The organism is Micromonospora sp. NPDC005087, from assembly GCF_042872965.1.
Classification (GTDB): Bacteria; Actinomycetota; Actinomycetes; order Mycobacteriales; family Micromonosporaceae; genus Micromonospora.
In genome coordinates this window covers 324,399-346,561 of record NZ_JBIALB010000003.1, presented here as the reverse complement: position 1 = coordinate 346,561, position 22,163 = coordinate 324,399, and the positions used below count along the sequence as shown (strand labels likewise).

At 73.0% G+C, this 22,163-nt stretch carries 19 protein-coding genes; 12 read left to right on the top strand and 7 right to left on the bottom strand.

Translation table 11 applies throughout. From position 1 onward, the window contains the following. Window positions 1-82 precede the first annotated feature (82 nt). From ACFYPS_RS09820 to ACFYPS_RS09805, 4 genes are all read left to right on the top strand, one after another. On the top strand, window positions 83-652 hold the full coding sequence (locus ACFYPS_RS09820) for a TetR/AcrR family transcriptional regulator (protein WP_354965097.1): 570 nt from the start codon (window positions 83-85) through the stop codon (window positions 650-652). A gap of 45 nt (window positions 653-697) precedes the next feature. After that, complete coding sequence (locus tag ACFYPS_RS09815) at window positions 698-2,035, top strand: low temperature requirement protein A (RefSeq protein ID WP_354965098.1); 1,338 nt, start codon at window positions 698-700, stop codon at window positions 2,033-2,035. 93 nt (window positions 2,036-2,128) lie between these two features. Next, on the top strand, window positions 2,129-2,632 hold the full coding sequence (locus ACFYPS_RS09810; RefSeq protein ID WP_354965099.1) for a hemerythrin domain-containing protein: 504 nt from the start codon (window positions 2,129-2,131) through the stop codon (window positions 2,630-2,632). A gap of 73 nt (window positions 2,633-2,705) precedes the next feature. Next, the gene (locus tag ACFYPS_RS09805) at window positions 2,706-3,629 is read left to right on the top strand and encodes an LLM class flavin-dependent oxidoreductase (protein WP_354965100.1); all 924 of its coding nucleotides are present in this window, start codon (window positions 2,706-2,708) and stop codon (window positions 3,627-3,629) included. A gap of 27 nt (window positions 3,630-3,656) precedes the next feature. Here ACFYPS_RS09805 and ACFYPS_RS09800 read toward each other — a convergent pair whose 3' ends face one another. Continuing rightward, the gene (locus tag ACFYPS_RS09800) at window positions 3,657-4,037 is read right to left on the bottom strand and encodes a MerR family transcriptional regulator (protein ID WP_354965101.1); all 381 of its coding nucleotides are present in this window, start codon (window positions 4,035-4,037) and stop codon (window positions 3,657-3,659) included. A 55-nt stretch (window positions 4,038-4,092) separates the two neighbouring features. Here ACFYPS_RS09800 and ACFYPS_RS09795 point away from each other — a divergent pair, with 55 nt between their 5' ends. Then, on the top strand, window positions 4,093-5,091 hold the full coding sequence (locus ACFYPS_RS09795) for an aldo/keto reductase (RefSeq protein ID WP_354965102.1): 999 nt from the start codon (window positions 4,093-4,095) through the stop codon (window positions 5,089-5,091). A 30-nt stretch (window positions 5,092-5,121) separates the two neighbouring features. Here ACFYPS_RS09795 and ACFYPS_RS09790 read toward each other — a convergent pair whose 3' ends face one another. Further along, on the bottom strand, window positions 5,122-5,964 hold the full coding sequence (locus ACFYPS_RS09790) for an NAD(P)H-binding protein (RefSeq protein ID WP_354965103.1): 843 nt from the start codon (window positions 5,962-5,964) through the stop codon (window positions 5,122-5,124). A 320-nt stretch (window positions 5,965-6,284) separates the two neighbouring features. Between ACFYPS_RS09790 and ACFYPS_RS09785 the strand changes: the two genes are divergently transcribed. After that, the gene (locus tag ACFYPS_RS09785) at window positions 6,285-7,184 is read left to right on the top strand and encodes a TIGR01777 family oxidoreductase (protein WP_354965104.1); all 900 of its coding nucleotides are present in this window, start codon (window positions 6,285-6,287) and stop codon (window positions 7,182-7,184) included. A gap of 97 nt (window positions 7,185-7,281) precedes the next feature. On the opposite strand, the gene ACFYPS_RS09780 is transcribed toward ACFYPS_RS09785, so the two are convergent. Next, window positions 7,282-8,499, bottom strand: a complete 1,218-nt coding sequence (locus tag ACFYPS_RS09780; RefSeq protein ID WP_354965105.1) for a PHB depolymerase family esterase — start codon at window positions 8,497-8,499, stop codon at window positions 7,282-7,284. A 234-nt stretch (window positions 8,500-8,733) separates the two neighbouring features. Here ACFYPS_RS09780 and ACFYPS_RS09775 point away from each other — a divergent pair, with 234 nt between their 5' ends. Together ACFYPS_RS09775 and lipB are read left to right on the top strand one after the other, a co-directional pair. Then, the gene (locus ACFYPS_RS09775) at window positions 8,734-10,560 is read left to right on the top strand and encodes a DUF2079 domain-containing protein (protein ID WP_354965106.1); all 1,827 of its coding nucleotides are present in this window, start codon (window positions 8,734-8,736) and stop codon (window positions 10,558-10,560) included. 85 nt (window positions 10,561-10,645) lie between these two features. Next, window positions 10,646-11,287: a lipoyl(octanoyl) transferase LipB gene (gene lipB, locus ACFYPS_RS09770; protein WP_354965107.1), complete on the top strand. Its 642-nt coding sequence runs from the start codon at window positions 10,646-10,648 to the stop codon at window positions 11,285-11,287. 39 nt (window positions 11,288-11,326) lie between these two features. Here lipB and aspS read toward each other — a convergent pair whose 3' ends face one another. Beyond that, a complete protein-coding gene (gene aspS, locus ACFYPS_RS09765) occupies window positions 11,327-12,613 on the bottom strand; it encodes an aspartate--tRNA(Asn) ligase (RefSeq protein ID WP_354965108.1) in 1,287 nt (428 codons plus the stop codon). A 423-nt stretch (window positions 12,614-13,036) separates the two neighbouring features. Between aspS and lipA the strand changes: the two genes are divergently transcribed. Both lipA and ACFYPS_RS09755 read left to right on the top strand, forming a co-directional pair. Next, entirely contained in the window at window positions 13,037-14,062 is a 1,026-nt protein-coding gene (lipA, locus tag ACFYPS_RS09760) for a lipoyl synthase (protein ID WP_354965109.1), read from the top strand. 165 nt (window positions 14,063-14,227) lie between these two features. Then, window positions 14,228-15,805: a hypothetical protein gene (locus ACFYPS_RS09755; protein WP_387323818.1), complete on the top strand. Its 1,578-nt coding sequence runs from the start codon at window positions 14,228-14,230 to the stop codon at window positions 15,803-15,805. 27 nt (window positions 15,806-15,832) lie between these two features. On the opposite strand, the gene ACFYPS_RS09750 is transcribed toward ACFYPS_RS09755, so the two are convergent. Beyond that, window positions 15,833-18,841, bottom strand: a complete 3,009-nt coding sequence (locus tag ACFYPS_RS09750; RefSeq protein ID WP_354965111.1) for an AAA family ATPase — start codon at window positions 18,839-18,841, stop codon at window positions 15,833-15,835. After that, window positions 18,838-19,008, bottom strand: a complete 171-nt coding sequence (locus tag ACFYPS_RS09745) for a hypothetical protein (RefSeq protein WP_354965112.1) — start codon at window positions 19,006-19,008, stop codon at window positions 18,838-18,840. Before ACFYPS_RS09745 ends, ACFYPS_RS09750 begins: the two co-directional genes overlap by 4 nt. Window positions 19,009-19,215: 207 nt before the next feature. Between ACFYPS_RS09745 and ACFYPS_RS09740 the strand changes: the two genes are divergently transcribed. Next, entirely contained in the window at window positions 19,216-19,902 is a 687-nt protein-coding gene (locus tag ACFYPS_RS09740; protein ID WP_089019642.1) for a DUF4191 domain-containing protein, read from the top strand. Between the two features lie 66 nt (window positions 19,903-19,968). Here the strand turns inward: ACFYPS_RS09740 and ACFYPS_RS09735 are convergent, their stop codons facing one another. Next, on the bottom strand, window positions 19,969-20,367 hold the full coding sequence (locus tag ACFYPS_RS09735) for an RDD family protein (RefSeq protein WP_354965113.1): 399 nt from the start codon (window positions 20,365-20,367) through the stop codon (window positions 19,969-19,971). A gap of 257 nt (window positions 20,368-20,624) precedes the next feature. Here ACFYPS_RS09735 and glnA point away from each other — a divergent pair, with 257 nt between their 5' ends. After that, the gene (gene glnA, locus ACFYPS_RS09730; protein ID WP_387323813.1) at window positions 20,625-22,049 is read left to right on the top strand and encodes a type I glutamate--ammonia ligase; all 1,425 of its coding nucleotides are present in this window, start codon (window positions 20,625-20,627) and stop codon (window positions 22,047-22,049) included. The last annotated feature ends 114 nt before the right edge of the window (window positions 22,050-22,163 follow it).

Here is a 22,163-nt window from a genome sequence, read left to right as displayed (position 1 = left end):
AAGCGGAGGATCCTCCGCTACGTCCGAGACTAACCGGAGCTTCCTCCGGATACCACTGGCCCGTACCAGCGAGGGAGGACGTGTGCCGGAGACCAGCCCCCGCCCGCTGCGGGCGGATGCCCTGCGCAACCGCGAGCGACTGCTGGACGCCGCGATCCAGGCGTTTTCCCGCCCCGGGCCGGAGGTAACGCTCGACGGCATCGCCCGGGAGGCCGGGGTGGGCATCGGCACCCTCTATCGCCACTTCCCCACCCGCGAGGCGCTGATCGAGGCGGCGTACCGCAACGAACTGGGCAAACTCTGCGACGCCGCGCCGGACCTGCTCGACCACCTACCGCCGGACCGGGCGCTACGGGGTTGGATGTCCCGGTTCATCGACTACCTCGCCACCAAGCGCGGAATGGCCGACGCCCTGCGCCTGGTGATCGCCGCCGGCGCCAACCCGTACGCGCAGAGCCGGGACCGGCTGCTGGAGGCGCTCGACCGACTGCTGAGCGCGGGCGCCGCGGCCGGCACCGTACGGGCCGATGTCGACACCCCAGACGTGCTGGCCAGCCTCAGCGGGATCTCGCTGGCGGCCGCCGAACGCGCCCAGGCCGAGCGGCTGCTCGACCTGTTGATGGACGGTCTGCGGCACCACCGGCCGGGCTGACCCGTTCCGGCCTCGGGCCGGGCTGGACGCTGCCAGAGTGGGATCGTGGGCGGCTACCGACGGCGTGGGCGACTGGGGCCCGCCGTCCCGATCGCCCCCGGCGCCCGGGTGGACAAGTTCGAGGTCTTCTTCGATCTGGTCTTCGTCTTCTCGTTCTTCATCATCACCCGGGCGACCGCCGCGAACATCTCCGGCCGGCAGCTCCTGCACGCCGGTCTGGTGCTCGCCGTGCTCTGGTGGATCTGGGTGGTGCACAGCCTGGTCGCCACCCGGGTCCGGCTCGGCGAGGGCTACGTGCCGGTGCTCATGGTGATCGCGATGGCCGCCCTGTTCGCGTTCGCGCTGGCGCTGCCGCAGGCGTTCAGCGACCCGAAACGCGGGGCCGCCGGCCCGATGCTGGTGGCCATCAGCTACGTCGTGGTCCGGGGCATCCACATGATCTTGTATCAACATGTGGTGCGGGACAGCCCGCAGGAGCGCCGACAGCTACGCCGGTTCGCCCCGGAGCTGGCGGCGAGCATCGTCCTGTTGCTGGCCGCCGCGCTGGTGCCGCCACTGATCGCCGATCCCGCTCAGGCCGCGATGGTCCGCGACGCCCTGTGGATCACCGTGGTGCTGGTCCAGTACGCCACCGGCTTCATCGTCGGCACCTGGGGCTGGGGGGTCACCAGCGCCGAGCACTGGACGGAACGCTACGACCTCATCCTGATCATCGCGCTGGGCGAGTCGGTGATCTCCGTGGGCGTCGGCGGCAACCTGCTCGTCGGCAAGCCGGTCACCTGGCCGGCGGTGGCCGCCGCCTCGCTCGGGATCTTCTTCACCGCCGCCCTGTGGTGGGCGCACTTCGACTTCATCGGCCCGGCCGCCCGGATCGCCCTGCACGCGGCCGAGGGCGGCCCCCGGGTGGCGATGGCCCGCGACGCGTACGCCTACCTCTACCTGCCGATGATCGCTGCGGTGATCCTCTTCTCCATCGGCAGCGAGGAGATCCTGCACCAGATCACCGACCCGGCCGGCGGACCAGCGCAACGAATCGACGGGCCCGCCGTGCCGTTGCTCTTCGGCGGGGTGATCTGCTATTTCGCCGCCAATCTGCTGTTCCAGCTGCGCACCCTGCACACCATCACCTGGACCCGGATCGGCGTGCTGGTGGTGCTGACGGCGGCCCTGCCGGTCGGGCAGCACCTTCCGGCGCTGGGCGCGCTCACCCTCCTCACCGCGATCTGCGTCGCGCTGGTGGCCGTCGAGGTGCTGGTGATGTCGGAGTCGCGGCACGCGCTGCGGGCCGCCGTCTTTGAGGAAAAGACCGTCCACGAGGCCCACGAGGCCGACTTCCGGGCCAGCTGGCACCTCAAGGAGCCCGACGAGCCGACCACGCCGTGACCCCGCCCGGGATAGGCTACGGCTCAGCGTCGCGGTGCACCCGGCACGAAGGCCGCCGTGGGCATGGAGACGCGGGGACAGCATGGGACGAACGTGCACCCGACCACTTCATCGGCCGACCGGCTCGCCGCCGTCGGCAATCAGATGATCGAAATCCACCTCTGGCTCGGCGCGGAGCTGGCCCGCCTCCGGGCGAGCCTCGACGCCGACGGCCCCGGCGAGGCCTGCCCCTCGCGGGACCTGCGGGCCCACTGCCTGACCTTCTGCGCTGCGCTCGGCCGGCACCACACCGGTGAGGACGCCGGCGCGTTCCGGCTGCTGGCCGACGAGGTCCCCGAGCTGCGCCCGGTCCTGGCCAACCTGATCACCGACCACGAGGTGGTCGCGGGGATCCTGGGCCGGGTCGAGGAGCTGCTGGGCGATCCCGCGCCCGTCCCGGTGGCCCACCTGCGTGCCGAGCTGGACGGGCTTGCCGCGTTGCTGGAGTCGCACTTCCGGTACGAGGAGAAGAGGCTGGTCACCGCGCTGAACGCGCTCACCGGCCGGCCGGGGACGGTCGAGGAACTCCTCGGCCTGACCGCGCCGCCCGTCGGCTGACGCCTTTCTCCCCTCGGCAGAACCGGCCCTTCCGCACTGGCCACGAGGCCCCGCTGGACGGCAGGCTGGGGCCATGGTCACCTTCTCGATCCAGGCGAGCCCGTCCGACGCCGCCAGCTGGTGCGAGCTGGCCCGCCGGGCCGAGTCGGCCGGCTACGACGCGCTGCTGGTCGGCGACCACCCGGGCGTGGTCGCCGCGCCGTTCGTCGCGCTGGCCGCCGCCGCGTCGGTCACCTCGACGCTCGGGCTCGGCTCGTACGTCACCAACGCCGGCGTCCGGGAGCCGGCGCTGCTCGCCACCGACGTGGCGACCCTCGACCTGGTCTCCGGCGGGCGGGCCCGGCTCGGCATCGGCGCCGGCCACACCCCGGTCGAGTGGCGGGCGGTGGGGCGGAAGCGCCCGGACGTCGCCGGCCGGGTACGCCGCTGCATCGCGGTGGCCGAGGCGGTCCGGGCCCTACTGGCCGGCGAGGAGGTCACGGTCGACTCCGCCGACCTGGCGGTGCACGCCGCGCGACTGGACCGGCCCCGACCGGTGCAGCCGCGGATCCCGTTGACGGTGGGCACGGCCAACACCGACCTGCTGCGCTGGGCCGGGGCACACGCCGACGTGGTCGGGCTCAGCGGCTTCGGTCGTACTCTCGCCGACGGCCACGGCCACGACGTGCGCTGGCGCGCCGCGGAGATCGACGCGCAACTGGCCGCGATCGCTACCGGCGCGGCCGGGCGGGACGCCCCGCCCGCGCTGGAGGCGCTGGTGCAGCGGGTCGTGGTGGGCGACGGTGCGGCGGCCGCCGCCGCGCAGACCGCCGGGGAGACCGGCCTGACCGTCGACGAGCTTCTCGCCACCCCGTTCGTGCTGATCGGCACCGCCGACGAGATCGTCGCGGCGGTGGCCGCGCACCGGCGGCGCTGGGGCGTGACCCGCTACGTGGTCCGGGCCGACGCGCTCGATCCGCTGGCCCCGCTGCTGCCCCGGCTGGCCGCCATCACCTGAGCGCCCACGCGCACCGGCCGGGGTGGCCTACCCGCCCTCCGACCCCGAGCCGGGCAGTTGCTCGTAGAAGCGAATCTTCTCCCGGAGGTGGTCGTACTGGCGCTGGAGCAGGCGCATCTGCTCCTCGACCTGCGTGGCGTGCCGTTGCAGCAGCTCCCGCCGGTCGTCGGCGGTGTGCTCGCCCTCCCGGGCCAGCTGCGCGTAGCGGCACATCTGGGCGATCGGCATCCCGGTGTCGCGCAGGCAACGGAACAACACCAGCCAGCCGAGGTCGTCGTCGGTGAAGACGCGCTGGCCGCCCGACGTCCGACTCACGTCGGCGAGCAGGCCGATCTTCTCGTAGTACCGCAGGGTGTCCAGGCTGAAGCCGCTGCGCCGGGCGGCCTCCGAGGGGGCGTAACCGGTCATGCCCGAGATGGTAGTGGTTGACCTGGAGCGCACTCCAGGTTGGAGGCTGGGGCGCATGACGACGACACGGAAGCTCGGACGCAGCGGCATCGAGGTGAGCGCGATCGGGATGGGGTGCTGGGCGATCGGCGGCCCGCTCTGGGGCGACGGTGGGCAGCCGTTCGGCTGGGGCGAGGTGGACGACGACGAGTCGATCCGCACCATCCACCGCGCGCTCGACCTCGGGGTGACCCTGTTCGACACGGCCAGCAACTACGGCGCCGGGCACAGCGAGCGGATCCTCGGCCGGGCCCTGGCCGGTCGCCGGGACGGCGCGGTGATCGCCACGAAGTTCGGCAACGTCAGCGAGGAGGCCACCCGCCGGGCGCTCGGCACCGACGCCAGCCCGGCCTTCGCGGTGCGCAGCCTGGAGGATTCGCTGCGCCGGCTCGGCACCGACCACGTCGACCTCTACCAGCTGCACATCAACGAGCTGCCGGTGCCCGCCGCGCTCGACCTGATCGACACCCTGGAGGACCTGGTCGCCCAGGGCAAGATCCGGGCGTACGGCTGGAGCACCGACGACCCGGCCTCGGCGGAGGCGTTCGCGGCGGCGGGCGTGCACTGCGCCGCCATCCAGCACGACGAGTCGGTGCTGCGGGACAACGCGGCCGTCCTGGCGGTCTGCGACAGCCACGACCTGGCCAGCCTCAACCGCGGCCCGCTGGCGATGGGCCTGCTCACCGGATCGACGCGGGCGGTCGGCGCGGACGACGTACGTGGCCGGGCGCCCGAGTGGCTGCAGTGGTTCACCGACGGACGGCCGACGCCGCGCTGGGCGGCCCGGGTCGACCAGGTCCGCGCGGCGCTCACCGCCGACGGGCGCACCCTGGCCCAGGGAGCGCTCGGCTGGCTGCTGGCCCGCAGCCCGCGTACGGTGCCCATCCCCGGTCTGCGCACGGTGGCGCAGGCCGAGGAGAACCTGGCCACCCTGGCGCTCGGCCCGCTGAGCGTCGAGGCGTACACCGAGGTGGAGCGGCTGCTGGCAGACCTGCGTCCGGCCCACGCGGCCTGACCATCGGGTCGGTCCCCGCCCCGGGCGCCGTCAGCGGAAGTCGTCCGCGTGCTCGGCGGCCCACTGCCGGAACGTGCGCCCGGGGCGTCCGGTCACCTGCTCGACGTCCGGGGCGACCCAGCCGTTGCCGTCGGGATACCGCCCCATCTCCAGGAACCACTCGATCACCTCGGCGGGGTAGTGGTCCTTCCAGTGCTCGCGGGCCTGCGCCGGGGTCAGCTCGTCGAGCCGCACCGGACGGCCGATCGCGTCACTGATCATCCGAACCGCGTCCCGGCGGCGGACCGGCTCCGGCCCGGTCGGCTGGTACACCCGCCCGGAGTGGCCGTCCTCGGTGAGTGCCACCAGGATGACCGCGGCGATGTCCGCCTCGTGGACCAGCGCGCTGTTCCAGTCCCCGAACGGCGCCCGCACCACCCCCTCGGCCCGGATGCCGGCTGCCCAGTCCCGGGTGTTCGCCATGAACTCGCCGGGGAAGACGTGCGTCCACTCCAGGCCCGAGTTCTCGATGGCCCGGTGCAGGGGACGGTGGGGCGCCTCGATCGGGTCGTCGTCCGCCCGGCTCGGATCGTTGTGGCCGAGGTGGGTGACCCGGCGGACGCCGGCCTGCCGGGCCAGCTCCAGGATCTCCGCACCGGTGGTCAGCGGCCCGTACCCGTCCATCGCGACCAGGTGCATGCGCGTCACGCCGCGCAGCGCCGGGGCCAGCGTGTGCGGCCGCGCGAAGTCACCCGCCACCACCTCCACGCCGGGGGGCAGTGCGGCGGTCGCCGGGTTGCGGGTCAGCGCGCGTACGTCGTGGCCGGCGGCCACCAGTTGCCGGACCAGGCTGCCTCCGACGGTCCCGGTCGCTCCGGTCACCAGGATCGGCATGGTTCCTCCTCACGGTCGCCCGACGGCGGGCATGGTGCGACGACCCCCTATCGGGGGCGCATTCGGATGACTCATGGTCGACCGAGTACGCGCCCGAGAGCAATCATGAACACCGCATTCACGTTCGCTCTGACCTGCGGAGACGTGTCCGGCGCAGAATGTGCGCCGCAGCTTTTTTCGACGCCTGAAACGCCCGCTGACCTGAGTTTTCCCTACCGGCGGCGGGAACCGCGCAGATTTCTTCGCCGGGGGCGCTCCGCAGCCGGTGACGTCGGCCGCCCCACGCATCCGCCGGCGGCATTCTGGGCGAAGATGTGGGCATGCGGATCCTTCTGGCCGGCGCGTCCGGCTTCCTCGGCACCCGGCTGGTTGCCCGACTCGCGGCCGACGGGCACCAGGTCACCCGGCTGGTCCGTCGGCCGCCGCGCGATCCGCAGGAGCGACGGTGGGACCCCGCCGCCGGGCAGCTCGACCCGGCCGCGGTCGCCGGGTCGGACGCCGTGGTCAACCTGGCCGGCGCGGGCGTCGGGGACAAGCGTTGGAACGACGACTACCGGCGGTTGATCCGCACCAGCAGGGTGGACAGCACCACCACGCTGGCGACCACCCTCGCCGACCTGCCCGCCGCCGATCGGCCCCGGGTGTTGCTCAACTCCTCGGCCGTGGGTTGGTACGGCAACACCGGCGACCGCGTGGTCGAGGAGGACGCGCCGGCCGGCGACGGCTTCCTGGCCGACGTCTGCCGGGTCTGGGAGGCCGCGACCCGGCCGGCGGAGGATGCCGGGGTACGCGTGGTACGGCTGCGCGTCGGCCTGCCGCTGCACCGCGACGGCGGGATGCTGAAACCGCAGCTGCTGCCGATGCGGCTGGGTGTCTCCGGCCCACTGGGCGGCGGCCGGCAGTGGTGGCCCTGGATCTCGATGGCCGACTGGCTGCGGGCGGCCCTCTTCCTGCTCGACTCCGATGACATCGCCGGACCGGTCAACATGGTCGGCCCGGCCCCCGCGACCAACGCGGAGTTCACCCGGGAGCTCGCCCGGCAGCTGCACCGCCCAGCGATCATGCCCATCCCGGCGCTGGCGCTGAAGGTGGTGCTCGGCGGCTTCGCCCACGAGGCCCTCACCAGCACCCGCGTCCTGCCGGCCGTGCTGACCCGTGCCGGCTTCACCTACCACCACCCCGACCTGCCCAGCGCCCTGCGCGCCGCGCTCACCGAGTAACCCCCACCGCGCGTCGATCATGAAGTTATTGCCAGCCGCCTCGGCGTGTCGTGGCAATAACTTCATGATCGACGGGGTCAGCGGGTGGGGGGCGGGGTCAACAGCCGATCACCCAGTAGTTGGGGGCGGTCTGCTTGAGGGCGCTGGTGTAGAAGGTGTTGTAGAGGCCCATCCGCTGGTTGGAGCCGTTCGCGTAGGCGTAGCCGCCGGACTGGTACGCCCGACCGGCGCTGACGTGCGCGTAGTTGCTGGCGGTCACGCAGGTCGGCGGCGTGGTCGGGGTGGGGGTCGGCGTCGGCGTCGGGGTGGCCGTCGGGGTCGGGGTCGGGGTGGTGCCGCCACCGCCGAGCCCGAAGAAGACCGCGTCGCGGTACGTCGAGCAGATGGTGTCCAGGAAGTACGCGGCGGTGCTGCCGCACTGCTCGGCGCCGGAGCCCGGGTCGACCGGAGTGCCGTGGCCCATCCCGGAGACCCGGTAGAGCCGCACGTCGTCGTTGCCGTACACCTCCAGGCTGGTGCCGCCGGGCAGCGACGACGTGCTGCTCGGGGTCTGCGAAACCCCCCGCACGTTCGTCCACTGGTCACGGGACTCCGCGCCGTTGAGCGGCGCGACCGTCGTGTCCGAGGTGCCGTGCCAGATGGCCACCCGGGGCCGCCGGCCGCTGTAGCCGGGGTACGCGCCGCGGACGAGGTCGCCCCAGGCGGCCGGGGTCTTGTCCGCGCCCGGGTTCATGCAGCTGAACGCGTTGACCATGCTGGTGGCGCAGCGGTACGGGATGCCGGCGATGATTGACCCGGCGGCGAAGACGTCCGGGTAGGTGGCGAGCATGACCGAGCTCATCGCCGCGCCCGCGGAAAGGCCGCTGACGAAGACCCGGGCCCCGTCCACCCCGAAGTTCGCCTTGGCGTGGTCGACCATCTGCTTGATCGACAGCGCCTCGCCCTGACCTCGGGCGGTGTCCCCCGGCTCGAACCAGTTGAAGCAGCTGTTGGCGTTGTTGCCCGACGGTTGCTGGGGAACGATCAGGGCGAACTTCCACTGGTCGGCGTACTTCTGCCAGCCGGAGTTGGAGAAGTAGCCGGAGGCGTTCTGGGTGCAGCCGTGCAGCAGCACCACGGCCGGGGAGTTGGCCGGCAGGTTGTCCGGACGGTAGGCGTACATGGCGAGGTTGCCGGGGTTGGACCCGAAGCCGGTGACCTGGGTCAGGCTGGCCGCCTGGGCGGGCGTGGCGAGGGCGACCGCACCGGCGACGGCGAGGACGAGCCCGGCGACCGCACCGATCAGCCGGGTGAGGGTGGACGAGGAGCGGCGCACAGCGGCCTCCTGACGGGCGGACTGTGAACTGGGTCACGGTCGAATTGCCGGAACGTTACGTCGGCGTGTCGCCGCTATGACATGGGCCACAGTCACACATTCACGGGGGCCACTGTGTACGCCGGACGATCCAGCCGCTAGGAAGGGCCCCCTCCTCTACCTCAGGCGATAACAAGGGTCCCCTCCTTGCATGTATGACCGGCCCGTCCAGGTCCGGTTGGTAACGTCCGCTGCGTGCCGTCCTCCCCGTCGCTGGCCACCGGGCCCGCACCCGCGTCACCACCTCGCGCCGCCCGCGACCGCCGGGCCGACCTGATCGTCGTGCTGGTGGCGCTCGCGCTCGCCGTCTGGGTGACCAGTGGGCTGTGGCGGGACCCGAACGTGCGCACCATCACCGTCAACTCCAGCGACCAGGCGCTCTTCGAGTGGCTGCTCGCCTTCGGCGGGCACGCGGTGACGCACGGGGAGAACCCGTTCTTCACGTACCTGATCAACGTCCCGGACGGGGTCAACCTCGCGGTCAACACCTCGATCACGGTGTACGCCGTCGTCTTCGCCCCGCTCACGTACCTGATCGGGCCGCCGGCGACCTTCCTGGTGATCCTCACCCTCAACCTGCTCGCCACCGCGCTGGCCTGGTACTGGCTGCTCTCCCGGCACCTGGTCCGCAGCCGGCTGGCCGCCGGGGTCGGCGCCCTGTTCATCGCCTACTCCCCCGGCATGGTCTCGCACGCCAACGCCCACCTGAACTGGAGCGCCGGCTGGCTGGTGCCACTGCTGGTCTGGCGGCTGTTCGCGCTGCGCCGCCCGGGGCGCTGGCTCCGGGACGGGGTGATCCTCGGCGTCCTGGTCGCGGTGGCCTTCTCGATCGCCGCCGAGGGGCTGTTCTTCGCAGCGCTCGCGCTCGGCGTGTTCGTCGCCGTCTGGGCGCTGCACCCGGCCCACCGCGCCGAAGCCCGAGCCGTGCTGCCCACCTTCCTGCGCGGGCTCGGGGTAACCGCGGTGGTGGCGGGCGTGCTGCTGTCGTACCCGCTGTGGCTGCACTTCGCCGGGCCGCAGCGGTTCCACGGCACCGGCTTCGACCCGCTGATCCACTCCGAGGACATCGCCGCGTTCGCCGCGTTCCCGCGCCGCTCGCTGGCCGGTGAGGCCGGGCTGGGCACCGCGCTGGCGCCGAACCCGACCGAGGAGAACTCGTTCTTCGGCATCCCCCTGCTGGTGCTCACCGTGGTCTGCTTCGTCGCGCTCTGGCGACGCGCCGATTCCGCCCGCCGGGCCACCCTCTGGGCGCTGGGCGCCACCGCGGTGCTCTTCACCGTGCTCTCCTTCGGGCCGGTGGCGAAGGTCGATGGCCGGCGCACCGACCTGCCGATGCCGTTCGACCTGTTCGGGCAACTGCCGGTGGTGAACGCCGCACTGCCCGCCCGGCTGGCCCTGGTGGTCGCGCCGGTGATCGGGGTGCTGTTGGCGTACGCCATCGACCAACTGCGGCACGATCCGCCCCGGCACCGCTACGCGGAGCTGGCCTGGTCGATCGGCTTCGCCGCGGCTTTGCTGCCGCTGCTGCCCACCCCGCTGCTGACCCACGAGCGGGAGCCCGTCCCGCAGTTCATCACGACCGGCACCTGGCGGGAGTACGTCTCGCCCGGCGGAGTGCTCACGCCGGTGCCACTGACCGTGGACATCTACCCCGACGGGCAGCGCTGGCAGGCGTACGCGCTGTCCCATCGGCAGGGTGAGTTCGCCATTCCGGGCGGCTTCTTCCTCGGCCCCGGTGGCCCGGACGGTCGCGGCCGGATCGGACCGGTGCCCCGCACCCTGAGCGCCCTGATGGACCAGGCCGGGCGGACCGGGCTGGTGCCGATCATCACCGACGGCACCCTGCGGGATGTCCGCGCCGACCTGCAGCACTGGCGGATCGAGACGGTCGTCCTTCCCGACCGGGTACACGGCGCGAAGTTCGACGTCGACGAGGAGGCGGTCCGGCGCACCGCCAACGCCCTGTTCGGCGAACCGCAACGGGTCGACGACGTCTGGGTCTGGCGCATCCGACCGGCCTGACCGCCGTCGCCCTCCTCCGCCGCCGCCGTCCTGGTGAGGCGGCTCACCAGCGATCATCGCCGGTCACGGGACTAGGCTGAGGGGCGTGACGACGACGACCTCCGGCCTGACGGCCGTCCGCGCCGGCCTGCTCGAGTACCAGGCCGCCTGGGACGAGCAGCGCCGCCTGCACGAGGCGGTGGTGGCCGGCGAGCGCGGCGACACCGTGCTGCTGCTGGAGCACCCGAGCGTCTACACCGCGGGCAAGCGCACCGAGCCGTGGGACCGGCCGGTGGACGGCACCCCGGTCGTCGACGTGGATCGCGGCGGCAAGATCACCTGGCACGGGCCGGGGCAGCTCGTCGGCTACCCGATTCTCCGGCTGCCCGACCCGGTGGACGTGGTCGCCTACGTACGCCGCACCGAGGAACTGCTGATCGACGTGTGCGCCGAGTTCGGGCTGACCGCCGGTCGGGTCGAGGGGCGCAGCGGGGTCTGGGTGCCCGAGGACGACCGGGGGCCGGCCCGCAAGGTGGCCGCCATCGGCATCCGGGTCGCCCGGGGCGTCACCCTGCACGGCTTCTCGATCAACTGCGACTGCGACCTGACGTACTTCGACCGGATCGTGCCGTGCGGCATCCCTGACGCCGGCGTCACCTCGCTCACCGCCGAGCTGGGCCGCCCGATCACCGTCGCCGACGTGCTCCCGGTCGTCGAGCGCCGGCTGTCCACCCTGGTCGAGGTCTGAGCAGCGGGCCCCCGGCGGTGGCGCCGGGGGCCGCTGCGCTCACGGCGTCAGGCGGTGCAGGTCGCGTGGGAACGCGGTGACCTCCCGGATGTTCGCCGCGCGGACCAGGCGGGCCACGAAGCGCTCCAGGCCGATGGCGAACCCGCCGTGTGGTGGCATGCCGTGCCGGAACGCGTCCAGGTAGCCGGCGTACGGCTCGACCGGCTCCCCCCGCGCCGCCAGCGCCGCCAGGTAGTCGGCGTGCCGGTGTAGCCGCTGCCCGCCGGTGACCAGCTCCAGGCCCCGGAAGAGCAGGTCGAAGCCGTTCGAGTACGCCGGCCGCGCGGGGTCGGGGTGGGTGTAGAACGGCCGCTTCGCCATCGGGTAGCCGGTGACGAAGAGGAAGTCCGACCCGTGCTCGCGGCGGGCCCACTCCCCCAACGCCCGCTCGTGGGCGGGCGCGAGGTCCGGCTCGTCGGCGGGCGCGCCGGCGATCGCCAGCGCCTCGGTGAAGTGCACCGCCGGGATCTGCGCCGGCACGGCCGGCACCTCGACGCCGAGCGTGGCCAGTGCGCCTGCGGCCCGCTCGCACACCGTGCCCAGCATCCCGGCCAGGGTGTCCCGCAGCACGACCATCACGTCACGGTGGTCGGCGACGAAGCCCAGCTCCACGTCGAGCGACGTGTACTGCGCCAGGTGCCGGACGGTGTCGTGCGGTTCCGCCCGGAAGACCGGCCCCACCTCGTAGACCCGTTCGAAGACGCCGACCATCAGCTGCTTGTAGAACTGCGGCGACTGGGCCAGGTACGCGGGCCGGCCGAACCAGTCCAGCGCGAACACGTTCGCCCCGCTCTCCGTGGAGGAGCTGACCACCTTCGGCGTGTGGACCTCCACGAAGTCCCGGCCGTCGAGCGCGGCACGGAACCCGGCCACCGACGCCGCCGAGATCCGCAGTGCCGCGGATCGGGTGGGGTGGCGCAGCGCGGTCGGCGCGTTGTCGAGCTGGGTGGGCAGGCTCGCGGTGAGCGCCGGCCGGTACAGGTCGAACGGCGGCGGCACTGCGGGCGGGCCGAGCGGACGTACCGTCGGGTCGGTCAGCTCGACCCCGGCGGGCGCGGTGTCGTTCGCGGTGGCCGTCGCGGTGACCTCGACGATCGTCTCCTCGGTGAGTTTCTCCAGCTCGGCGCGGACGGCCGGGTCGGTGACGACGACCTGCGCCAGGCCGGTGGCGTCGCGCACGATCAGGAAGGCCACCGACTTGAGCATTCGGCGGCGGTGCACCCAGCCGGCGATCCGCACGGTCGCGCCGACCTGGGCGGGCAGTTGGTGGGACAGGGTTCGTTGCATGGCGGGCTGCTCCTCGGTCGATCGCCACGCCGTCGCCGCCCTGGGGTGGCGAAAGCGTCGCATCAGCCCCAGGGAGGTGTGGGCGAGCGGGAACCTCGCGGTGCCACCACACCTTCGCCCCCGCCGGAGCGGGGGCCTCGTTCGTCGCCTGATGACCGGGGCCAGCCGGGCGGGCTCTACTGGGCACGGGGTGACCCGCAACCGTTCTTCCCGCAGCTCGGGAGGGTCTTCGCGCACCGGCGCCAGACCGCCTCTCAGCACCGGCGGCTCTCTGCACTGGCGGGTCGGGCGCTACTCGGCTCCGTCATCGCTGTTGGCGGTGACGGTAACACCCGATCCCTGCGGCTGTGACGCCGATTTCGAGCCGTCGGTGTCCGGCGTCACAACATCCACGGCGTGACGCCGGTCGCCCGACGCACATAGATGGCGGCCGTCGGGCGTAGGCTCGTTTTCGTGACGATCGAGCACTCCGCGCCGACGACCGGCCAGGCAGCGCGCACCGCAACGGCCGCCCCCGAGGGGCGGCGTCTGCTGCGGATCGAGGCGCGCAACGCCGAGACCCCGATCGAGCGCAAACCGCCATGGATCAAGGTCAAGGCCAAGATGGGGCCGGAGTACACCCAGCTGCGCGGGCTCGTCTCACGCGAGGGGCTGCACACCGTCTGCCAGGAGGCCGGCTGCCCCAACATCTACGAGTGTTGGGAAGACCGCGAGGCCACCTTCCTGATCGGTGGCGACCAGTGCACCCGGCGCTGCGACTTCTGCCAGATCGACACCGGCAAGCCAGCCGAGTTCGACGCCGACGAGCCCCGCCGGGTCGCCGAGTCGGTGGTGTCCATGGGGCTGCGCTACGCCACCATCACCGGCGTCGCCCGCGACGACCTGCCCGACGGCGGCGCCTGGCTGTACGCCGAGACCGTCCGGCAGATCCACGCCCTTCAGCCGGGCTGCGGCGTCGAGCTGCTGATCCCGGACTTCAACGCCGTCCCCGAGCAGCTGGCCGAGGTCTTCGGCTCCCGCCCGGAGGTGCTGGCGCACAACGTGGAGACGGTGCCGCGCATCTTCAAGCGGATCCGCCCCGCGTTCCGCTACGACCGCTCGCTGGACGTGATCCGGCAGGCCCGCGCCGACGGCCTGGTCACCAAGAGCAACCTGATCCTGGGTATGGGCGAGGAGCGGGCCGAGGTCTCGCAGGCGCTGCGCGACCTGCACGAGGCCGGCTGCGAGCTGATCACCATCACGCAGTACCTGCGCCCCTCGCCCCGGCACCACCCGGTGACCCGCTGGGTCAAGCCGGAGGAGTTCGTGGAGCTGCGCGAGGAGGCCGAGGAGATCGGCTTCGCCGGGGTAATGAGCGGGCCGCTGGTGCGCTCGTCGTACCGCGCCGGCCGGCTCTACCGGCAGGCTCTCGACGCCCGCGCCGCCGCCCCGGTCGGCACCGCCGGCTGACCCGCACCCGACGCCCGGGGCCGCCGCCGCCGGGCTGAGCTGCGGCGACCCGCCAGCCCACGCCGTGCCGGAGAGCGCCGGCACTCGAATGCCCTGATCGGCTGACGGCTACCGCCGAACACTGGCGGTTGCGCGCCAATTGCCACATTAGCCCGTTATGTACAGGTGTTGGTGTCTGTGCAACGGGTGTCGCAGCCCGTCCGGCGTTCGTGGCTGCCTGAAATCCTGACCGTGCCCGCCGTCGTCGCGGGTGTCGGATATCGCCTCGCTCTGCTGGGCCACGCCGCGCCGCCGACGAACAGCGACGAGGCCACCATGGGGTTGGCCGCGCTGCACATCGCCCGGGGTGAGGGCTTCCCGGTCTGGTTCTACGGCCAGCAGTACATGGGCACGCTGGAGGCGTACCTGGCCGCACCCGTGTTCGCCCTGACCGGCGGGCCATCGCTGCTCGCCCTGCGGCTGCCCACGCTGGCGCTGTACGCGGTGTTCCTGCTGCTGGCCTGGCGACTGACACTGCGGCTGACCGGGGACCGCTGGTTCGGGCTGCTGGTGGTGGCGATGCTCGCCCTCGGCTCCGATCGGGTGGTCAAGAACCAGTTGATCGCCGGCGGCGGCTACCCCGAGATGAACGCGGCCGGGGTGGCGCTCGCCCTGCTCGCCCTGGATCTGGCCACCGGACGGCCGGGTCGGCGGCTGCGGCGCTGGGCGGCGTGGGGGTTCCTGGCCGGCCTGATGCTCTGGGTCGACCCGCTGGTGCTGGCGTACGTCCTCGCCACCGGCGGGGTGCTTGTCGTGTTCTGCCGCCGGGAACTGCGTGGAGCGGCCGGCGTGCTGCTCGGGGCCGCCACCGTGCTGGGCGCGGCCCCGCTGCTGGCGCACAGCCTGCTGACCGGGCGGATCCCCCTGCGCGCGATGATCGCCGCCAGCAGCGCGGACGCCACCACGGGCTGGGTGGAGCGGCTGCACGGCGGGCTGCTGCTCGGCCCACCGCTGGGCATGGGCTTCTGCGCGCCGGGGCGGTGCGCCACCTGGCAGCTGTGGTGGGCGCTCGCCCTGCCGGTGCTGCTGGCGGTCGCCGCCGGTACCGCCTGGCGGGTGCTGCGTCGGCCGCCCACCGCTGGTCCGTCGCCCCGGGCCGCGGCGGCCATGCGGCTGGCTCTGGTGCTGGCCGCGGTGGCCACGCTCGGCGCGTACACCGTGAGCAGCGCAGCCGGGCTCACCCCGGTGGAGAGTTCCCGCTACCTGTCCTGCCTGCTCATCTCCCTGCCGGCGCTGCTCTGGCCGGTGTGGACCGTGGCCCGGAGCGGGGGGCGGTGGACGGCCGCCCGGCCGGTCGCGCTGGTCGTTCTCGCCGCCACGGTAGGCACCGCCGCCCACGCCACCTGGCGGTCGGTGCAGACCGCCCCGGCGACCCGGGCCGCCGAGGCCCGGCACGCCGAGCTGGTGACCACCCTGCGCCATCTCGGCGTACGGCAGGTGCGGGCCGGCTACTGGACCTGCAACCGGCTCACCTTCGCCAGCGCGGAGGAGGTGGTCTGCGCAGTCGTCGACGACAGGCTGCGCCCCGGCCTCGACCGCTACCCCGCGTACCGGCGGGAGGTGGAGGGCGCGACGGCGCCGGCCTGGGTCGCGCCGACCGGGTCGCCGATGGCGGCCCGGCTCGACGACCGGCTGCGCGCCGCCCCGGACAGCCTGGACCTGGTCACGCTCGACGGCTGGCGGGTCTACCTGCCGCGCACCTGAGGGGTGAGCCGACCGCCGGCTCGCTCGTCAGCGGGGTGCGGCGGGCTCGGCGAGTAGACCGAGGCGGTGGGCCACAGCGGCGGCCTCCCCCCGGTTGGTCACGCCCAGCTTGGCGATGATCCGGGACACGTGGACGCTGGCCGTCTTCGGCGAGATGAACAGCCGCTCGGCGATCCGGCTGTTGCTGTGCCCCTCGGCGACCAGCCGCAGCACCTCCCGTTCCCGCGAGGTCAGCAGGTCGACGCCGGGCCCCGCCTGGCCCGCCCCGCGCAGGCCGACCCGGCGGGCCAGGGTGGCGGCCGCCTCGGTCAGCGGCGACGCGCCCAGCCGCCGGGCGATCTCGGTGGCCTCGGTGACCGCCGCCGCCACCTCGTCCCGCTCTCCGGCTGCGGCGGCCGCCTCGGCCAGCGCCAGCAACGCCCGGCCCAGCGGGTACGGCTGCCCGTCGGCCCGCCACGCGTCCACCGCCGTACGCCAGGCCTGCAGCGCCCGCCCGGCGGTCGCGAGCAGGGCGGTGACCTGGGCGGCGTGCGCCCGCGCGGCCGGGTGCCGAGCGGGCAGGTCGGCGGCGAGCGCCGCGACGGCGGCCGCCAACTCCCGGTCCTCGACCCGGGCGGCGGTACGCGCGACGGCGCTGAGCACCGGCCAGCCCTCGCGGGGCAGCTGCGCCAGGCTCTGGTCGGCCAGCGCGACGCGGGCCGCCCGGACCGCCTCGACCTTGTCGTCGGCGGCCAACGCCGACTCGATCCCCAGCTCGTGCAGGGGCAGCCGGTGGCTCGGCCACAGGTAGGGCCGGCCGAGGAAGGCCAGCGCCCGGTCGACCAGTTCGTAGGCGCCCGGATGGGCGCGGGCCAGCCGCAGCCCGGCGCCCAGTTGGAGCCAGTGCACCCCGGTGACGCCGGACAGATCGATCCGGGCGGCCTCCGCGCACACCGCCTCCGCTTCGTCCCACCGGCCCAGCGCGATCAACGCCTCGGCCCGGTTGCTCAGCAGGTACGCCCCGGTGGAACGGCTGATCCCCACCCGCCGCGCCTCGGCCACGCCGGCCTCGGCCGCCTGCGCGGACTCGGCGTAGCGGCCCAGCTCGCAGAGCACGTCCGATCGGTACACCATGGCGATCACCAGGGCCGGCGCGTCCCCGGCGGCGCGGGCGACCGACTCGGCCTCGTGCAGCTCCGCAAGCCCCTGCTCCAGGTCCCGGTCGCCGTGGCAGAGCAGGGCGATCCGCGTGGGCAGCAGGGCCACGTACTCGCCGAGGGCCTCGGCGTCCCTGACGGCCTCGGCGGCCACCCGGGCCGCCTGCTGCGGGTCGATCTTGATCAGGTGGGCGGCGATGTCGGCGAGCAGCTGGACCCGCTCCACGCCGGCCGGGCCGCCCGCCGCCAGCCGGTAGGCCTCACCCAGCTCGCTGCTGCCGTCGCTCTTGCCGAGCAGGGCCAGCAGTCGGCCCCGCTGGTCCAGCAGGCGGGCGGCGCGCAGGGGCGCGGCTTCGGCGTCCACCTCGTCCAGGCCGGCCCGGGTCAGGGTGATCGCGCGGCTGAAGTCGCCCGCCGTGACCGCGGCGTTCAACGTCTGCTCCAGCAGTGCCAGGTGGTCCATGCCGAGCCGGTCGGCGGCGTCGGGCACCAGTTCCCACAGCTCCAGCACCCGTTCCAGCAGCCGGCGCTGCTCGGCGTAGGCGTACCGGTCGGCGGCGGCGCAGGCGGCGGCCCGTGCGGTGACCAGGGCCCGGGGGTGGTCGTTCGCGGCGTACCAGTGATGGGCGATCTCGGCCGGGGCCCGACCCTCGGCGACCAGGTGCGGCTGGGCCTCGATCGCGGCGGCGAACCGGGCGTGCAGCCGGGCGTGCTCACCGGGCAGCAGTTCGTCGTGCACGGCCTCGCGGACCAGCGCATGCCGGAACTCGTAGTCGCCGTCACGAGCCACCACCAGCTGGGCGGCGACAGCTGCGCGCAGCGCGTCCTCCAGCTCGGCCTCGGGCAGCCCGGCGACCTCGGCGAGCAGGTGGTGGGCGAAGCGGGTGCCGCCGGCCGCGGCGATCCGCAGCACCCGCTGGGCGGGCTCGGGAAGTCGGTCCACCCGGGCCAGCAGCAGGTCGCGCAGCGTCTCGGGTAGCGCGGCGCAGCCGATCGGGTCGCCCGCGACGGTCAGCTCCTCGATGAAGAACGGATTGCCCTGCGTGCGCTCGTGGACGTCGTCGATGGCGCGGGGAGGCGGGTCGGCGCCGAGGAGGTCGGCGAGGATCGCGGCGGTGCCGTCGCGGTCCAGCCGGCCCAGCTCGACCCGCTCGACGCCGCGGGCCCGGTCCAGCTCGGCCAGGAACGGGCGCAGCGGATGCCCGCGCTGCAGCTCGTCGGTGCGGTAGGTGCTGACCAGCAGCAGTCGGCCCGGCCGGGCGGCCCGGACCAGAAAACCGATCAGGTCCCGGGTGGAACGGTCCGCCCAGTGCAGGTCCTCGATCACCAGCACCAGCGGCCGGACGTCGGCGAGTCGTTGGAACAGCTCAGCGACCAGGTCGAACAGGTAGCCGCGCGGCGCGTCGGTGAGCGGCGCGGCGGCCGGCGCGGCCAGCGCGGCGGACACCCGGCCCAGCTCCGGCAGGAGCCGGGCGAACTCCGCCTCGTATCCGGCGAAGACCTCGGCGCCGTCGGCGCGCAGCACCGCGCGCAGCGCGGCGGCGAACGGTGCGAACGGCAGGCCGGCCTCGCCCAGCTCCAGGCACTGGCCGACGAGCACCCGCGCGCCGGCGTCGGTGGCCGAGCCCGCGAACTCCTCCAGCAGCCGGGTCTTGCCGACGCCCGCCTCGCCACCGACCAGGACGGTGCTGGGTTCCCCGGCCCGGGCCCGAGCCAGCGCGGCCCGCAGCGCGGCGATCTCGCGCTGGCGGCCGACGAGGACGGAGCTGGCGGCACGTACGGTCACGGGGTTGAGCATGCCATGACGGGCCCCGCCGCCGGCCACGCCGACCGGCTGGTGACCGAGCGGCGGGGACGGCGGCGGGGTGGCCGCGGCGGCGGGTAAGGCGGTGGCGCTCACCGGCGGTCGTCGCCGGTACGCCGGATCTGCTGGCGCCGGCCCAGCCAGTTGCGCCTGCCGGGGCGGGACATCGACCGGGCGAGTCGTTCCGTCGCCGCCTCGGCGCGCAGCTCGGCGGCGTGGCTGTGGTGCAGGGCGAGCAGGAAATCTGCGTCGTTGCCGAACATCTCGGGCTCCTTCGTGGCGTCGTCATCTTGCTGTTGATGACTCTTCGCGCGAAGGCCCCACCCGGGCATGGGCACACTGCCGGATCTTCTCCGGGGCCAGCCTCCTTACGCGCCCGCCGCGGAGGCGTACGGCGACGTAAGGTACTCAGCCGACCGGCACCCGGACGCGGATCAACGGGGCGGGCGGCGCCCACTAGACTCTGCGGCATGGCAAAGCCCCAGGAGAAGGTCTCGTTCGGCCAGCGGCTGAAGCAGATCGGGATGGTGTTCCAGTTCACCGCCAAGCAGGACCGGTGGTTCGCGCCGCTGGTCGCCGCCGCGGTGCTCCTCCCGCTCGCCCTCACCGTGGTCGCGGTCATCCTCTGGAGCTGGATCTGGCTGCCGCTGGGCATCCTGTTCGCCCTGCTCGCGGTGCTGATCGTGCTGAATCTGCGGTCCAACAAGGCGATGATGAACGCCGCCGAGGGGCAGCCCGGCGCGGCGGCGCAGATCATGGAGAACATGCGCGGCGACTGGCGGGTGACCCCGGCCGTCAGCTCCACCACCCAGATGGACATGGTCCACCTGGTGATCGGCCGGCCCGGCGTGATCCTGCTGGCCGAGGGCAACCCGCAGCGGGTGCGCGGCCTGCTCGGGCAGGAGAAGCGGCGGCTGGCCAAGGTGATCGGCTCCGCCCCGCTGCACGACTACGTGATCGGGCAGGAGGAGGGCGAGCTGCCGATCCGCAAGCTGCGGACGACGCTGCTGCGGCTGCCCCGGGCGCTCAGCGGCAAGGACGTCAACTCGCTGGACAAGCGGCTCAAGGCGCTGACGGCCCGGCCGCAGATGCCCAAGGGCGCGATCCCGAAGAACATGCGACCGCCGGGCGGCTCCTTCCGCCAGTCGCGGCGCTGACCCCTGGCGTACGCCCCGAAGAGCCGGACCCCTGCGGGCCCGGCTCTTTCGCGTTGGGGTGGGCGGTCAGCGGCGGGGGGCGTCGACGATGACCGCGTCGGTGAGCCGGTCGTGCAGGCCGCGACGGTGCTCGTCCATGATCAGCGCGGGGACGACGAGGGCCAGCAGCAGACCCCGGGCCAGCCCACGGAGCAGCCCGATCCGGCCGCCGTCGTGCCAGTTCACGCAGCGGACCTTCGTGATGTACATGCCTGGCGTCTGGGCGAACAGGCCGAGGAAGAAGGCGTACAGCAGGATCAGCACCAGCACGGGGGCCCAGCCGTCGTGCACCGGGTCGGCGAAGATGTTGGCCACCAGCAGGCACAGCACCCAGTCGATGATCAGCGCCCCGAACCGTCGACCAAGGCTCGGCGGGGTGAAGGTGGGGTCGGTGGCCGGCGCTGCCGGGGCCTGCGGGTTGGTCACAGCGGTCAAGGGTATCCGTGTCGGGATCGGGGCTTCCGGGTGCCACCGCGCGCGCCAAATCGGGCCAATGACATCAAACGTCATTACAATGGTCTCGCCGGTACACCGTTCGCGGCCGACCGGGAGCGATATAGGAGCGTCGCTGACGCTCCGCGAGGGACGTAACACGGCAGAAACACCGGGGACACGGCCGGGCAACCGCCTGGCCATAGCGTCGCAAGGAGCCTAGCCACCCCGTGGACGTGCCAGGAGGACGTGTGTTCGCCAATTCCGAGGAACTGCTGCGGTACCTCAAGAACGAGGACGTGAAGTTCGTCGACGTTCGTTTCTGTGACCTGCCCGGTGTGATGCAGCACTTCAACCTGCCGGTGGAGTCCGTCAACGACGACCTGTTCACCGACGGCCTCGCGTTCGACGGCTCATCGATCCGCGGTTTCCAGGCGATCCACGAGTCGGACATGCTCCTGCTCCCGGACGTCGCCACCGCGTTCATCGACCCGTTCCGGGCGCAGAAAACCCTCGCGTTGAACTTCTTCATCCACGACCCGTTCACCCGCGAGGCCTACAGCCGCGACCCCCGCAACGTCGCCAAGAAAGCCGAGGCGTACCTCGCCGCCAGCGGCATCGCCGACACCGCCTACTTCGGCGCCGAAGCCGAGTTCTACATCTTCGACTCCATCCGCCACGAAACCTCCGCGCACCAGTCGTTCTACTACATCGACTCCGTCGAAGGCGCCTGGAACACCGGGCGTGAGGAGCCGGGCGGTAACCGCGGCTACAAGACCGCCTACAAGGGCGGCTACTTCCCCGTCCCCCCGGTCGACCACTACGCCGACCTACGCGACTCCATCGTGCGCCGCCTCGTCGACGGCGGCTTCACCGTGGAGCGTTCGCACCACGAAGTCGGCACCGCCGGCCAGTCTGAGATCAACTACCGGTTCTCGACGCTGCTGCACGCCGCCGACCAACTCCAACTGTTCAAGTACATCGTCAAGAACGAAGCCTGGGCCAACGGCAAAACCGCCACCTTCATGCCCAAGCCCCTGTTCGGCGACAACGGCTCGGGCATGCACACCCACCAGAGCCTCTGGCTCAACGGCGAACCACTGTTCTACGACGAGACCGGCTACGCCGGCCTGTCCGACATGGCCCGCTGGTACATCGGCGGCCTGCTACACCACGCGCCGTCGCTGCTCGCCTTCACCAACCCGACGGTCAACTCGTACCGCCGCCTGGTGCCGGGCTTCGAAGCGCCGGTCAACCTGGTCTACTCCCAGCGCAACCGCTCCGCCTGCACCCGCATCCCGGTGACCGGCAGCAACCCGAAGGCCAAGCGCGTTGAGTTCCGCGTCCCGGACCCGTCGGCCAACGTCTACCTGGCCTTCTCCGCGATGATGATGGCCGGCCTGGACGGCATCAAGAGCAAAATCGAGCCGCCCACGCCGATCGACAAGGACCTCTACGACCTCCCGCCCGAGGAGTGGGGCGACGTCAAGCAGGTGCCGGGCTCACTGCCGGCCGTGCTCGACTCCCTGGAGGCCGACCACGACTACCTGCTCGACGGCGGCGTCTTCACCCCCGACCTGATCTCCACCTGGGTGGAGTGGAAGCGGGCCAACGAGGTCGACCCGGTGCGCCTGCGCCCGACCCCGCACGAGTTCGCCATGTACTACGACTGCTGAGCTGCGTACGACTGCTGAGCATTCGCTCGATCACCGGCTGGGGGGGGGGGGGGGGGGCCGGGGCCCCCCCCCCCCCCCGCCCCCCCCCCCCCCCCCGACCCCGAGGCGCGGAGA

What these genes read in the sequence shown, in the direction of transcription:
- ACFYPS_RS09805 (WP_354965100.1), top strand. Translation starts at nt 2,706, where the DNA reads ATGGTCACCTTCTCGATCCAGGCGAGCCCGTCCGACGCCGCCAGCTGG.
- ACFYPS_RS09800 (WP_354965101.1), bottom strand. Translation starts at nt 4,037, where the DNA reads ATGACCGGTTACGCCCCCTCGGAGGCCGCCCGGCGCAGCGGCTTCAGC.
- ACFYPS_RS09795 (WP_354965102.1), top strand. Translation starts at nt 4,093, where the DNA reads ATGACGACGACACGGAAGCTCGGACGCAGCGGCATCGAGGTGAGCGCG.
- ACFYPS_RS09790 (WP_354965103.1), bottom strand. Translation starts at nt 5,964, where the DNA reads ATGCCGATCCTGGTGACCGGAGCGACCGGGACCGTCGGAGGCAGCCTG.
- ACFYPS_RS09785 (WP_354965104.1), top strand. Translation starts at nt 6,285, where the DNA reads ATGCGGATCCTTCTGGCCGGCGCGTCCGGCTTCCTCGGCACCCGGCTG.
- aspS (WP_354965108.1), bottom strand. Translation starts at nt 12,613, where the DNA reads ATGCAACGAACCCTGTCCCACCAACTGCCCGCCCAGGTCGGCGCGACC.
- lipA (WP_354965109.1), top strand. Translation starts at nt 13,037, where the DNA reads ATGGCGGCCGTCGGGCGTAGGCTCGTTTTCGTGACGATCGAGCACTCC.
- ACFYPS_RS09745 (WP_354965112.1), bottom strand. Translation starts at nt 19,008, where the DNA reads ATGTTCGGCAACGACGCAGATTTCCTGCTCGCCCTGCACCACAGCCAC.
- ACFYPS_RS09740 (WP_089019642.1), top strand. Translation starts at nt 19,216, where the DNA reads ATGGCAAAGCCCCAGGAGAAGGTCTCGTTCGGCCAGCGGCTGAAGCAG.